Origin of the sequence: Streptomyces sporangiiformans, assembly GCF_005768555.2 — a bacterium.
Taxonomy (GTDB): Bacteria; Actinomycetota; Actinomycetes; order Streptomycetales; family Streptomycetaceae; genus Streptomyces; species Streptomyces sporangiiformans.
In genome coordinates this window covers 1-13,886 of sequence record NZ_VCHX02000320.1, presented here as the reverse complement: position 1 = coordinate 13,886, position 13,886 = coordinate 1, and the positions used below count along the sequence as shown (strand labels likewise).

At 69.0% G+C, this 13,886-nt stretch carries 8 protein-coding genes; 4 read left to right on the top strand and 4 right to left on the bottom strand.

Going from position 1 to position 13,886, the window contains the following annotated elements:
- Positions 1–273 precede the first annotated feature (273 nt).
- From FGD71_RS39515 to FGD71_RS39505, 3 genes are all read right to left on the bottom strand, one after another.
- Complete coding sequence (locus tag FGD71_RS39515) at positions 274–2,193, bottom strand: ABC transporter ATP-binding protein (protein WP_119105378.1); 1,920 nt, start codon at positions 2,191–2,193, stop codon at positions 274–276.
- A 159-nt stretch (positions 2,194–2,352) separates the two neighbouring features.
- On the bottom strand, positions 2,353–3,723 hold the full coding sequence (locus FGD71_RS39510) for an RICIN domain-containing protein (protein ID WP_420878391.1): 1,371 nt from the start codon (positions 3,721–3,723) through the stop codon (positions 2,353–2,355).
- A 31-nt stretch (positions 3,724–3,754) separates the two neighbouring features.
- Complete coding sequence (locus FGD71_RS39505; protein ID WP_119105376.1) at positions 3,755–5,185, bottom strand: endo-1,4-beta-xylanase; 1,431 nt, start codon at positions 5,183–5,185, stop codon at positions 3,755–3,757.
- 968 nt (positions 5,186–6,153) lie between these two features.
- Here FGD71_RS39505 and FGD71_RS39495 point away from each other — a divergent pair.
- The 3 genes from FGD71_RS39495 to FGD71_RS39480 all read left to right on the top strand — a co-directional run bounded on the left by FGD71_RS39495 (position 6,154) and on the right by FGD71_RS39480 (position 11,583).
- Positions 6,154–7,620, top strand: a complete 1,467-nt coding sequence (locus FGD71_RS39495) for a non-reducing end alpha-L-arabinofuranosidase family hydrolase (protein ID WP_119105375.1) — start codon at positions 6,154–6,156, stop codon at positions 7,618–7,620.
- A gap of 542 nt (positions 7,621–8,162) precedes the next feature.
- Complete coding sequence (locus tag FGD71_RS39485; RefSeq protein WP_119105374.1) at positions 8,163–9,383, top strand: metallophosphoesterase; 1,221 nt, start codon at positions 8,163–8,165, stop codon at positions 9,381–9,383.
- A gap of 436 nt (positions 9,384–9,819) precedes the next feature.
- Positions 9,820–11,583, top strand: coding sequence for a hydroxysqualene dehydroxylase (locus FGD71_RS39480; protein WP_119105373.1), 1,764 nt, complete (start codon positions 9,820–9,822; stop codon positions 11,581–11,583).
- Between the two features lie 195 nt (positions 11,584–11,778).
- Here FGD71_RS39480 and FGD71_RS39475 read toward each other — a convergent pair whose 3' ends face one another.
- Entirely contained in the window at positions 11,779–12,285 is a 507-nt protein-coding gene (locus tag FGD71_RS39475) for a MarR family winged helix-turn-helix transcriptional regulator (protein WP_119105372.1), read from the bottom strand.
- A 287-nt stretch (positions 12,286–12,572) separates the two neighbouring features.
- On the opposite strand from FGD71_RS39475, the gene FGD71_RS39470 reads away from it, so the two are divergent.
- Positions 12,573–13,841, top strand: coding sequence for an MFS transporter (locus tag FGD71_RS39470; protein WP_119105371.1), 1,269 nt, complete (start codon positions 12,573–12,575; stop codon positions 13,839–13,841).
- The last annotated feature ends 45 nt before the right edge of the window (positions 13,842–13,886 follow it).

The window sequence follows — 13,886 nt, the reverse complement described above, 5'->3', positions numbered from 1 at the left end:
GATGCGAAGCAAGTGGGCCGGCACATCTTCGACGCCGAAGCCCCGACCGCGTCCTGCACGCGGCCGAGGAGGCGGCCGCTCTCGTCCAGGCCTGGCCGTGGCGCACCCGGCGGCCCACGAGCCCGGCCTTGCCCTGGCCCTCGCACAGGTGGGCCGGGGCTGGCCGCGGCGGGATACCCGGACCGGGCCCTCGGCGTTTCGCGGTTTGCCGCATGCGACGGACGTATCAGCGTGACGCGGCCTGCGGTCGAGGATGTCCGGAAACCGACTCGGTCACGTGGACCCGGTGCTCGTACGAGCGTGCGACGACGTCCTGCGGTCCCCGTCCGGCGCTGGGTCGGCCGGTCCGGGCAGCCCGCTGGAACCGGCTCCTGGGACCGGGCGTCCGGGGGCCGACTCGGTGCTCTCGCCGAGGAAGCCGCCCGACTGGTGCTGCCACAGCTTGGCGTAGGCACCGTTCGCCGCGAGCAGCTCCTCGTGGGTGCCCTGCTCGACGACGCTTCCGCGGTCGAGGACGACGAGACGGTCCATGCCGGCGACGGTGCTCAGACGGTGGGCGACCACAAGGGCCGTACGTCCGTCCATCAACCGCCACAGGGCGTCCTGAACGAGGAGCTCGCTCTCCGAGTCCAGCGCGCTGGTCGCCTCGTCGAGCAGCAGGATCGGGGCGTCGCGCAGGATGGCCCTGGCGAGGGCCACGCGCTGGCGCTGGCCGCCCGAGAGTTTGACTCCCCGCTCCCCCACCAGAGTGCCGAAGCCGTCGGGGAGTTGGTCGGCGAACTCCGTGACGTGCGCGGCCGCGGCCGCCGCGTGGATCTCCTCGTCGGCGGCGCCGGGCCGGGCGAAGGCGATGTTGTCCCGCAGGCTGCGGTGGAACATGGCGGGTTCCTGCGGGACGTAGGCGATCAGTGAGCGCAGGTCGGTCTGACGCAGCCGGCTGATGTCCTGCCCACCGATCAGGACGCGTCCGTCGTCGATGTCCGACATCCGCAGCAGGAGCCGGGTGAGTGTGGTCTTGCCGCCGCCGGACCTGCCGACCAGACCGATCCGCGCGCCTGCCGGCACGTCCAGGTCGAGTCCCTGGAAAATCGGCTTCGCACCCGCGTGGGCGAAGGTCACCGCCTCGAAGCGGATGCCTGTGTCCCGCGGTGTGAGCGGTTCGGGTTCCGTCGGGTCGAGCACGGTGGGCGGATCCAGCAGCAGCTCCGTGAACTGCGCGGCCTCGGTCATCGAGCTTTCCAGACGCCGGTAGATCTGGTTGAACTCGAACATGATCTGGGTCGCGTTGGAGTAGTAGGTGAAAGCGACGACGACCTCCTCCACTCCCTGGCCCGGGCCACCGAAGGCGATGGCGACCAACAGGCCCAGCACGTTGGTCAGCACGGACATGGGGGCGATCAGGGTGTCGACGCGCAGATTGCCGTAGTCCCACGACCTCAGCGTCAGGCGCCGGGAGTCCGCGACACGGCTGCGGTGTTCGTCGGCCTCCCGCCCCTCGGCCGCGAACGCCCGAATGGTCTCCATGTTCATGAGGCTGTCGGCGACGTGGCCGGAGACCCGGGCGATCGCCGCCTCACGGTCGTTGACGAGCCTCTGCCGGCGACGGATCAGAGGTGTCGCGGCTACCACGGTCAGCGCGATCATCACAAGAAGGCCGGCGACGAGCATCGGTTCGTAGCTCCACAGCACCACGGCACCGAACACCAGGGGGACGAGACTGCCCACGATCCGGTACGTCACCGTGTCGACGAAGTCCTCGAAGCGCTTGCCGAAGCTCAGCACCCGTTTGGTCAGAGAGCCGGCGAAGTTGTCGTGGAAGAATGCCGCGTCCTTGGCGAGGAGTTCGTCCATGCCGCTCACATACAGGTGTTCCATGCCGAGGGCGTCCACGCGGTTCAGGCAGTGCTGCCCGACCCGCCACACGGCCTCGGCGAGCAGCAGCGTCACGCCGAAGCCCAGCACGTACGGCAGCGCCGAGCTGAGGGTGAGACCGCCGTCGTCGGCGGCCTGCCCTGCCAGTTTGGCGATCAGCAGGGGAGCGACGTAGCGGATGCCGATGTTGCCCACGGCCGGCAGCAGCAGCGCGGGCAGGGCCAGCCGTCGTAGTCGCAGCAGTTCCCGGCCGTAGCGGCGCAGTGCCAGAACGACCGCGCTCCTGCCCGGCGTCGGCCCTCGCGTATCTGTTGTCCCCATCACACTCCCGGAGGTTGGGAAGTCGGAAGTTTCCCGTCAGGGGAGGTTCTCAGTCCAGGCATTTACCGCGGACTGGCGAGAACCGGACACCGCTGCGTTGGCAGACGTCGACGGAGTGGAGCCAGGATCATCCTGGCTCCACTCCGTGGTGCGGGCGTGTCACTGGAACTGTGCGAAGAACCTCCAGATCTCTGCTTTGGTCCAGGTGGCGACGCCGCTTTCGCCGGGGGAGCCGTCGACCGGACCGGGCATGTGGCCTCCGTCGAACGCGGCCCATTGGACCGGGTATCCGGCACGGCAGCCCGAGTAGGCGGTGGTGATGTGCGTTCGGCTGCCCGGCACGGGCTCGCGCGGGCTCTGGGGGGTGCAGCCGTTGTTGCTGACGAATCTGTCGCGCAGGGACCGCCCTTGCCCGATGTTGAGGACGGAGTCGCTGATGCCGTGGATTCCGAAGTAGGCGATGGGCTGGGTGCCGCCGCTGCACCCGCTGATCTGGGCGCCGGAGATGACCGCGACGGCCCTGAAGGCGTTCGCCCGGCTGCACGCGAGTGCGTAGCTCATACCGCCGCCCCAGCTGAATCCCGTGGCGAAACGCTGTGCCGGGTTGACACAGAGGCTGCCCTCGATGCGCCGGATCATGTCGTCGACGAAGGTGATGTCCTCACCGCCCGAATTGGCCCAGCCGTTGCCGAGGCCCTGGGGGGCGACGAGGATCGCGCCGTTGTTCGACTGTTCCTGTTGGCCGTAGTAGGACCAGGCGTTCCCGCTCGTGCCGCCCGAGGCGACGTCGCCGGCGGTTCCGCCCCGCCAGTGGAACGCGAAGATCAGCCGGTAGCGGTGGTTGTTGTCGTAGTTGGCGGGAACCCTGAGGATGAAGCTGCGGCTCTTACCGCCGCTCTGAATCGTGTGCGTACCGCTCGCCAGAGTCGGGGGGCTGCCGCATCCGCCACCGCCACCGGACGACAGCTTGATCATCTGCCATTGCTGGTTGGCGCCGCCCCAGTCGGTGTACTGGACGACGTTGCCTCCGTCGGCGGTGGAGGCGCCCTGCACCTCCACCGCCTTGCTGCTGGTGCGGTTGATCAGCCGGACGTGGCCCGCGTCGGAGTCGGCCAGGCGGAACTGCTGGTTGGCCCCGTTGTGGTCGGCCCACTGCTGGATCGCGGCACCGTCTGCGCTCGAGGCGCCGGCCACGTCGAGAACCTTGCCCGAATGCCGGGCCTTGAGGCGGTAGAAGCCGCCGCCGGAGTCCACGAACTGCCACTGCTGGTTGACTCCGTCGTTGCGCGTCCACTGGCTGACCCGCGCGCCGTCGGCGGTGGACGCGCCAGAGACGTCCAGCGCCTTGCCGCTGTTGCGATTGACCAGGACATACCAGGCATTGGTGTCCACCGTCGCTGCCTCGGCGGGCGCCGGATTCACCGCGGCGAGCATGCCGATCGCGAGGGTCGCCGCCACCACCGCGGCGACCCGGGACCACCAGCGATGTAATCGTGGAGGGGCGGGAGAAACCGCACCGTAGGTCTTCATCGATTCACCCTTTCGTTTGTGGCAGGTCCCCTCAGGTGCGGGTCCAGCGTTGGTTGCTGCCGTTCGAGCAGGAGTAGAGCTGGATCAGGGTGCCGTTGGCGGTGCCGCCTGCGACGGCGTCGAGGCAGAGGCCGGACTGGACGCCGACGATGGATCCGTCGGAGTTGAGGCGCCATTTCTGGTTGTCCCCGCCCCAGCAGCTGTAGATCTGGACTTTGGTGCCGTTGCCGGTGCCGGCGGCGTCCAGGCACTTGTTGCCGTAGACCCTGAGCTCGCCGGCGGCGGTGTACGTCCACTGCTGATTGGTACCGTTGTGGCAGTCCCACAGGTGGAGCTGGGTGCCGTCGGTGGTACTGCTGCCGGGCACGTCAAGGCAGCGGCCCGAACCGACGCCCTTGATCGGTCCGGAATCCGAAGGGGGCGTAGAGGAGCCGCCGTTGAGTGCGTTGAGGACGGCGGTGTAGGCGGGCTTCTTGCTGCCGTCGCCGTTGAACAGCAGCGGCGTGTGCTCCGGTCGCCAGGAGTCGGTGTCGCGCACACCCCAGACGGTGATGCCGAGGCAGCGCGGGACGGCCAGGCAGTCGTTGGTCACGTTGGCGTAGGTCGTGGCCGGGGCGCCCTGGATGTCGAGTTCGGTGATGGCCACGTCGACGCCGAGGGCGGCGAAGTTCTGCAGGGTGGTGCGGAAGTTGCTGTTGTAGGGGCTGCCGCTGTTGAAGTGCGACTGGAAGCCGACGCAGTCGATCGGCACGCCGCGCTGCTTGAAGTCTCGGACCATGGCGTACATGGCCTGGGTCTTGGCCCAGGTCCAGTCCTCGACGTTGTAGTCGTTGTAGCAGAGCTTGGCGGCCGGGTCGGCGGCGCGCGCGGTGCGGAAGGCGACCTCGATCCAGTCGTTGCCGGTGCGTTGCAGGTTGGAGTCGCGCCGGGCTCCCGAAGTTCCGTCGGCGAAGGCCTCGTTCACGACGTCCCACTGGGCGATCTTGCCCTTGTAGTGAGCCATCACGCCGTTGATGTGGTCGATCATCGCCTGGCGCAGCGTGCTGCCGCTGAGGTTCTGCATCCAGCCGGGCTGCTGGGAGTGCCAGGCCAGGGTGTGGCCGCGCACCTGCTTGCCGTTCTGCACCGCCCAGTTGTAGACGCGGTCACCGGCGGTGAAGTTGAACTGGCCCCGCTGCGGTTCGGTGGCGTCGATCTTCATCTCGTTCTCGGCCGTCACCGAGTTGAACTCACGTCTGGCGATCGTCGTGTACGCCGAGTCGCCCAGCCTGCCCGAGGCGATGGCGGTGCCGAAGTAGCGGCCGCTCTGCGCCGCCGCGGCGCCGAGCGTGGTCTCGGCGGCGTGTGCGGTCGGCGGCGCGACCAGTGCGGCGACCGCACCGAGGACGCCGACGACCAGAGTCAACAGCAGGCCGCGGATCTTCCGGCGGACAACGGGTCTGGAAAGGGCATACGAGCCCATGACTGTGCCTCCAAGGTAGAAATCACGGAAGGACTGAAGCGCAGGGGGATGCGTCGTCCGCTCCCACTCGGCAGACGGACGGGGCGGGCCGGAACCCGGGCAGCACGGAATCACCGGACACCGCGGTCAAGGGACCGGGACGATCTCAACCGGCACGGACGGCACCCGGTCGGCCGCCGGGTGACGTACGGCGGGCGGCGGGCGGCGGGCGGCGGGCGNGGGCGGCGGGCGGCGGGCGGCGGGCGGCGGCGGTGTTTCGACACAGGCATGGGGGTACTCCATCGCGGCTCAGCCGGGGGACCGCCACGCGGCGTCGCGTACCTCTCCAACTGCGCGAAGAGCCAGGATGCGCTGGTGCGAACCTCACCGGAACGAAACGGGGTGGCGCAGGTGCTTTGGTGCGCGGATCTGCGGTGCAGCTGTGCGTGGATCTGCCGTGCAGCACAGTTGCTCAGGGCCGACGCGGTTCGATATCTCGAACTATGCGCGCTTTCTCAGACAGGGATGATTGAGGTATTGACGATGGATCGTCAATACTCCCCGCAGAAGAAAATTTCCGTTCCTCGCCCGAAAATTTCCGGAACCCCGGCGAGCCGGACGGCGAACCCCCGGCGCCGCCGTCGGCGGATGCCGTAGGGCCGGGGCCGGGGCCGGCGCCGGGACGAGTGTGCGGACGCCGCTTGCTCGACTTCTCTCCTCCGCGCGGACGCCTTGGACTGGCGAGCCGTATCGCAAACTCCGGAGTGTTTCCCATCGGCGCGACAGCCTGTCAAACCCAAAGGGGAGGCGCTGTTTGTGGACAGATCGGCGACAGACCTTGACCAAAGGGCCCCGCATTCCTAGCTTGTGGCGTCAAAGCATCCGGAAATTCTTCGAAACGTTTCGAGATTGTCCCTGCCCTCCCCCGGCACTTCCGCCCCGCGGTTCATCGGGGTCACCTCACCCCCGCCCCCAAAGGAGGTTCTCTGATGTGGTTTCGCCACCCGTCCTCGGTCCGTCTGAGACGCTTTCTCGCCGTCCTTGCGCCCTTGCTGCTCGTGGCCACCTTCCTCGGTGCCCAGCCCGCCGACGCGGCGACCGTAGACCCCAACGCCTCGTATGTGCTGGTCAACCGCAACAGCGGCAAGGCCCTGGATGTCTACAACATGGCGACCAACGACGGCGCCCGCATCACCCAGTGGACCAGGAACGATCAGAACCAGCAGCAGTGGCAGTTCGTCGATTCCGGGGGCGGCTACTACCGCATCAAGTCCCGCCACTCGGGCAAGGTGCTGGACGTCCACAACTGGTCCACCGCGAACGGCGGCTCGATCGTCCAGTGGGCCGACCTGAACGGCACCAACCAGCAGTGGCGGCTGGCCGACAGCTCGGATGGCTACGTGAGGTTCATCTCGCGCCACAGCAACAAGGCCCTCGAAGTACAAGGCGCCTCCACCGCCGACAACGCGAACATCGTCCAGTACGACGACTGGGGCGGCACCAACCAGCAGTGGCAGCTCGTCAAGGTCGGCGGCGACAATCCCGGCCCGTGCGATCTTCCGTCGACATACCGCTGGACATCAACGGGCGCGCTGGCACAGCCCAAGCCGGGGTGGGTCTCGCTCAAGGACTTCACCGTCGTCCCCTACAACGGCAGGCAACTCGTCTATGCGACGACGCACGACACGGGGACGAGTTGGGGTTCGATGAACTTCGGCCTGTTCACCAATTGGTCGGAGATGGCCTCGGCCAGCCAGAACACGATGTCAGCTTCCACCGTCGCGCCCACGCTCTTCTACTTCGCGCCGAAGAACATCTGGGTGCTCGCCTACCAGTGGGGCGGGACCGCCTTCTCCTACCGGACGTCGAGCGACCCCACCAACCCGAATGGCTGGTCATCCCCGCAGGTGCTCTTCTCCGGAAGCATCCCCGACTCCGGAACAGGACCCATCGACCAGACGCTCATCGGTGACGGGACGAACATGTACCTGTTCTTCGCCGGTGACAACGGCAAGATCTACCGGGCCAGTATGCCGATCGGGAACTTCCCGGGCAGCTTCGGCTCGTCGTACACGACGATCATGAGCGATACGACGAACAACCTGTTCGAAGCCCCGCAGGTCTACAAGCTACAGGGCCAGAACCGCTACCTCATGATCGTCGAGGCGATCGGCTCGCAGGGCCGCTACTTCCGCTCGTTCACGGCCACCAGTCTGAACGGCTCATGGACACCCCAGGCCGCGACCGAGGGCAATCCCTTCGCCGGCAAGGCCAACAGTGGCGCCACCTGGACCAACGACATCAGCCATGGCGAACTGATCCGCACCAGCGCCGATCAGACCATGACCGTCGATCCCTGCAAGCTGCAGTTGCTCTACCAGGGGCGCAGCCCCAACTCCGGCGGTGACTACGGCCTCCTGCCCTACCGTCCGGGTCTGCTGACACTGCAGCGCTGACGGCGTGACACGAGTCCGGCTCCGGTATGGAGCCGGCGTGGCGGGCTCGGCGGAAGGCCGAGCCCGCCCGGGTCACGCGACAACGTCAGCGCTCATACGACGACGGAGCGCGGGGTCGGGCGACGCTCACCAGCCCGAGGGCCATCCCGTAACGCGGTGCCGCCGCCGGTGGCGCTTGCGCGCGGCCCAGGCGCAGCGGGTCGCCTGGTGCGCTGCTTCGGACGAGCCAGGCTTCGGTCGGGCCGGCCCATGTACCGCGCGGTGTTGACGACCTGGCTCTCCAGCGCGCGGACCACCCCACGGGCGATGCGGTTTTTCCCGACGCCGGCCCCCGCCGGCGCGCGCTCCACTGGCGGCGATACCAAGCCGGGGCAGTAGCGCCCTGATCGCGGCTCATGCCAAGGGAGGTGTCTGCGGCGGAGTCTTGCCATCCCGCAGAGAACCCTTCGCTCCAAGGGGCCGCGCCCATGAACGCCGGTCCGGCCGGCCCGAGGCGACCGGATACAGTGCGCGAGACGGCAGCCTGGTCAGGGAGGGGAAGCGTGACCGACACCAGCAACACCCGACCCGCCGACAGGGAAGCGCAAGCTCCGCGGCAGAGCCGACTGCACCACCTGATGCGCTACATCCCCCTGATCGCCCCCGTCCTGCTGTGGGCAGTGCCCTGCTGGGTGCTCCTGCACACCGGCCAGCACTGGCCGATGCCCGTCACGCTGGTCGGCACGGCCCTGTTCGCCCTCGGCCTCGTTGGTATGCCGCTCGCGATGGTGCGCGGCCACGGCCGGCGCCAGCAGGACCGGGCGGCGATCGTCGGTGACACCCTGCTGGGCACCAGCTGGGTTCTGTTCACCTGGTCCATTCTGCTCGGCGTCCCATTGCGGCTCGCCCTGACCGTGGCCGGCGTCGACGAGAGTCAGGACCGGGCCCGAATCGTCACTTATGCCGTCCTTGGCATAACCGCCGTACTACTCGCCTGGGGGTACGCCGAAGCCCGCCGCGTGCCGCGCGTGCGCCGACTCGACGTGCAACTCCCACGGCTGGGTGCCGGGTTGGACGGCATCCGCGTCGTCCTCATCACCGACACCCACTACGGCCCGCTCGATCGCACTCGCTGGTCGGCGCGGGTATGCGAGACGGTGAACACTCTGGAAGCCGACCTGGTCTGCCACACCGGCGACATCGCGGACGGCACGGCCGAACGCCGCCGCGCCCAGGCCGTCCCACTCGGTACCGTGCGGGCCACCCGGGCCCGTGTATACGTCACCGGCAACCACGAGTACTACAGCGAGGCCCAGGGCTGGGTCGACCTGATGGGCGAGTTGGGCTGGGAGCCGCTGCGCAACCGTCATCTGCTGCTCGAACGCGGAGGCGACACCCTCGTGGTCGCCGGCGTGGATGACGTCACCGCCGAGTCCTCCGGCCTGGCAGGCCACCGCGCCCACCTCGCCGGAGCCTTGGACGGCGCCGACCCCGACCTACCCGTCCTGCTCTTGGCACACCAGCCCAAGTTCGTCGACCGGGCGGCAGCCGACGGCATCGACCTCCAACTCTCCGGCCACACCCACGGCGGCCAGATCTGGCCCTTCCACCACCTGGTCCGCATCGACCAGCCCGCCCTCGCCGGCCTTAGCCACCACGGCACCCGCACCCTCCTCTACACCAGCCGCGGCACCGGCTTCTGGGGCCCGCCGTTCCGCGTCTTCGCCCCCAGCGAGATCACCCTGCTCGTGCTCCGCACCCCGCACCTGCCCACCTCGCCGTAGCACTGGGCGGGCCAACACATCCGCTTGGAGACGAAGAATCTGCTGGTGAGCTACTCGCCGAAGAAGCTGGGCTTCTTCTAGAACCATCAAGTCGGGCGCCTGAAACAGTAATTGCCCCTCCGGCGCCCTTTGCCGACTCAGACACCTGTTGGCAGGTACGCCTGCACGTGACTGCGTGATCGTCTCGACCAGCACGTACCGGAGTCCGCTGTCGCTGCTCCGCTCCAGGATGAAATTCGCTACCTCAACACTTCCCCGCCTTTCGGCATGCGGCTGGCCGCAGTGGGATCTGGAACGCCTTGGCCGCACGCCGTCGGGTGCGCCGAGGTGATGCGGCATCAAGCCAAAGAGGCCCAAGCTCCGTTGGTCGTCTTCCGGGATCGGTGCGTCGCCCATATCCTCGTGCGCCGGTGGTTACCTACGGTAAGGGGTAGCGATGGGCGGCACCACACGCAGAGGGTTCCTGGGTTCGGCCGCGGCCGCCGGCGGCGGGGTCGCCCTCGCGACCTCCCAACGGGCCGCGGCCCGGAACGGCGCCGCCCCACAGACCGTGGCCGTCCTGGGCGGGGGCGTCGCCGGGCTCACGGCAGCCCACGAACTCGCCGAACGCGGCTTCCGGGTCACGGTCTACGAACGCAAGGCGCTGGGCGGCAAGGCCCGCAGCATGGACGTACCGGGCACCGGCACGGGCGGCCGCGGGCCCCTGCCCGGGGAGCACGGCTTCCGCTTCATCCCCGGCATCTACCACAACCTGCCCGACACCATGCGGCGCATCCCCTTCCCCGGCAACCCCAACGGTGTCCACGACAACCTCGTCGCCCCCAAGGAGATGCTGTTCGCCCGGTCGGGGGGCCGCGAGGACATCCGGATCCCGCTTCCCTGGCCCGGCAACACTCCTGCCGAACTCACCCCCGACGAGATCCGCCGCGCCCTCACCTCGGTCCTGGACACCGCCTTCAACCTCCCCCTCCACGAGGCCCTCTACTTCGCCAACCGCTTCCTGGTCTTCCTCACCAGCTGCGACGAACGCCGCGACGAGGCCTGGGAGCAGATGCCGTGGTGGGAGTTCGTACGGGCCGGACGGATGTCGTACGACTACCAGCGGATCCTCGCCGTCGGCATCACCCGCAACATCGTGGCCACCAAGGCGGAAGAGGCCAGCACCCGTACCGTCGCCACCCTGCTGGAGGCCTTCGCCTTCAACCTCCTCGGGCGGGGCGCGGACGGATCGCTGGACCGGATCCTCAACGCGCCCACCAACGAGGCCTGGATCGACCCCTGGGTGACATATCTGAAGTCACTCGGGGTCGAGTTCCGCATCGGCTGGACCGTACGGGACCTGACCCTGGACGCGGGCCGGATCGCCGGGGCCGTCGTGGAGGACCCGGGTGGTGCCCGCCGGACTGTCACCGCCGACCACTACATCTCGGCCATGCCGGTCGAGCACGCCCGCCGCACCTGGAACTCCGCCGTGCGCGCCGCCGATCCCCAACTGGCCGAGTGCGACCGGCTGGAGACGGACTGGATGACCGGCATCCAGTTCTATCTGACCGAACGGACGCCGATACTGCACGGCCATCTCGACCTGATCGACTCCCCCTGGTCGCTGACCGCGATCGCCCAGGCCCAGCACTGGCCGGGCCACGACTTCCCTGTCGACTTCGGCGACGGGACTGTCGCGGACTGTCTTTCCGTGGACGTCTCCGAGTGGGACCAGCCGGGCATCCTGTACGGCAAGACCGCCCAGCAGTGCACCCGCGCCGAAGTCGCCCGCGAGGTGTGGGCGCAGTTGAAGGCGGCGCTCAACGACAGCGGCCGTACGGTCCTGAAGGACTCCGTGCTCCACTCCTGGTTCCTCGATCCGGCCGTCGACGGCCTCGGCACTCCGAACCCGGTCAACGAGGAGCAGTTGCTCATCCATCCGACAGGGACCTTCCACCACCGTCCGCGATCGGCCACGAAGATCCCCAACCTCTTCCTGTCCGGCGACTATGTGGCCGTGCCCATCGATCTGGCCACCATGGAAGGCGCCAACACCTCGGCCCGGCAGGCCGTCAACGCCCTGCTGGACCGGATCGGTTCGGCCGCGGAACGCTGCACCGTCACCCCGCTGTACCGGGCCCCCGAGCTCGAGCGGATCAAACGCCACGACCGCACCCGTTACCTCCTCCGACTGCCGAATCTCTTCGACGTCGGTTGACAGCATTGCTGAACCCGTCCCCCGGCCACGGGGAAGGACCACGAACGGCGACGGAGGACGGCCAAGGGAAGGGGAGCGTGACAATGGCGGCGTCAGGGTCGCCGCTCTGCCCGGTTTCGGGATCGGGACGTCGCGTGTGGCGGCGTCGATCTCGGCGAGCCTCGCGCAGGGGGTGGAGCGCGTGCGAACGCCGCCCTACCGTCGGCGCCAAGGTAGTGCCTCCTGGACGTCGCCCCCGGCGTCCATGCGTTGAAGTGCGCCGTTGATCCTCTCGCCGATCTCCGCGAACTGACGCACCTGCTCCGGGGTGAGCGCGTCGAAGACGGCGCGGCGTACAGCCTCGACGTGGCCGGGGGCCGCCCGGTCCAGAAGGGTCTGCCCCCGCGCGGTGAGGACGGCGAGCTGAATGCGGCGGTTGCCGGGGTCGTCGCGGCGGCCGACGTAACCGGCCTGCTGGAGGCGGGTCACGGCATGAGTGAGCCGACTGCGCGTGATTTTCAGGCGCTCGGCCAGCTCGGACATGGTCAGTGTGCGGTCGGGGGCCGCGGACAGGTGGGCAAGCAGGCTGTAGTCCGAGTGCGTCACCCCCGCGTCCCGGCGGAGCTGCCGGTTGAGATGGTCGGCCAGCAGCGTGGAGAAGTCGATGTAGGCCAGCCAGGCCCGCTGCTCCTCGCTGTTGAGCCAACGTGGCGACGTGGTCATGATCGCAAGCCTAACCGGCTCGCGGTTGAAATTTCAAACGACTCGTCGAGCCGTCACTGAACCTCGGCTTGGGAGAGCCGCCTGGCCATCCACCGTGTGGATGGGCCGGATACGGAATTCGGATCGTGCAGAGGATGGCGACAAGACCCCGAACCACTCATAGTCGTCCCTACCCGCACGCCGCTGTCGGATCAGCCGCCAAACGTGCGGCCGTCCTCAGCATGCCGTGCGCCGTCGGCGCCCGTGAAAGGCATGCCCGCTCCCGTACACCGTCCCCTGGAGTCGCCATGCCCGGTTCCGTTCCGCCGCCGTCTCCCACCGCGGTCGACGACCCCGCTCCGTCACCCGTCGCCGTCTCGGGCCCGGCGCATCTGCTGCGCCTGACCTTGCTGATGGCGGGCAGCTGTCTGCCGGTCCTGGGGGCGGTGCTGATCGCCCCGGTGCTGCCGAGGATGCAGGACCACTTCGCCTCGACTCCGGGGGCCAAGGCGCTGGTGCCCCTCGCACTGACCGTTCCGGCGCTGTCGCTGGCACTGCTGGCCCCGTTCGCCGGGGTGATCGTGGACCGGCTCGGCCGCAAGCGCCTGCTGATCGTGGCTACCGTCCTGTATGCCATGTTCGGAACGGCGCCGCTCTGGCTGGACTCGCTGGGCGCGATCATCGGCAGCCGCGCCCTGGTCGGTGTCGCCGAGGCCGCCATCATGACCTGCTGCACCACACTGATCGGCGACTACTACAGCGGCCGGCAGCGGGTGAAGTACCTGGCGCTGCAGGCCGTGTGCACCTCCGCGTCGGCCACCGCCTTCTTCGTGGTCGGCGGCGCCGTCGGCGCGGCCGGCTGGCGCGCGCCCTTCTGGATCTACGCCGTGAGCCTGCTGATCGCCCCGCTGATGGCCGCCGCTCTGCCCAACCCGGCGGCCCGCGCGGCCACCCAGGAGGCCCCGGCCGTGGCCGTGGCCCGTCGTCCGTTCCCCTGGCGGCCGATGGCGGGGATCTGCGCCCTCACCTTCTTCGGAGCGATGGTCTTCTACACGGTCCCGGTGGAGATGGCGTACCTGCTCGACGACCTCGGTGTGGAGAACCCCGGCGTAATCGGTCTGGCCACGGCGATCGCGAGTGCCGCCACCGTGGCCGGAGCACTCGTGTTCGCCCGGCTGAAGCGCTCCCCGGACGTGGCGCTGCCCGCGGTCTTCGCGATCTGTGGCGCCGGTTTCGGGGTGATGTTCCTCGCCGGCAGCGTCCCCCTGCTGGTCGTCGGCGCGGTGGTCAACTGCCTGGGCACGGGCATGTTGCTGCCCGCCCTCCTCACCAGTGCCATGTCCCGCCTGGCGTTCGAGGACCGCGGCCGCGGTACGGGGCTTTGGACGTCGGCCTTCTTCGGCGGTGCGTTCGTCTGCCCGCTGGTGCTGCTCGCCCTGGAGTCGGCGGTCGGCGGTCTCGCGGGTGCGGTGGGCCTGCTCGGCGCTGCTGCCGCGGTTGTCGCGGCGGGGCTGTGGGGTGCCCTGCGCCGCGCCGGCGCCGCGCATCCCCGGCCGCTGCCGAAGCCGCTGGCCTGAGGCCGCGGAGCCGACGGGGGCCGGGGCACCGACGCCGGTGCCCCG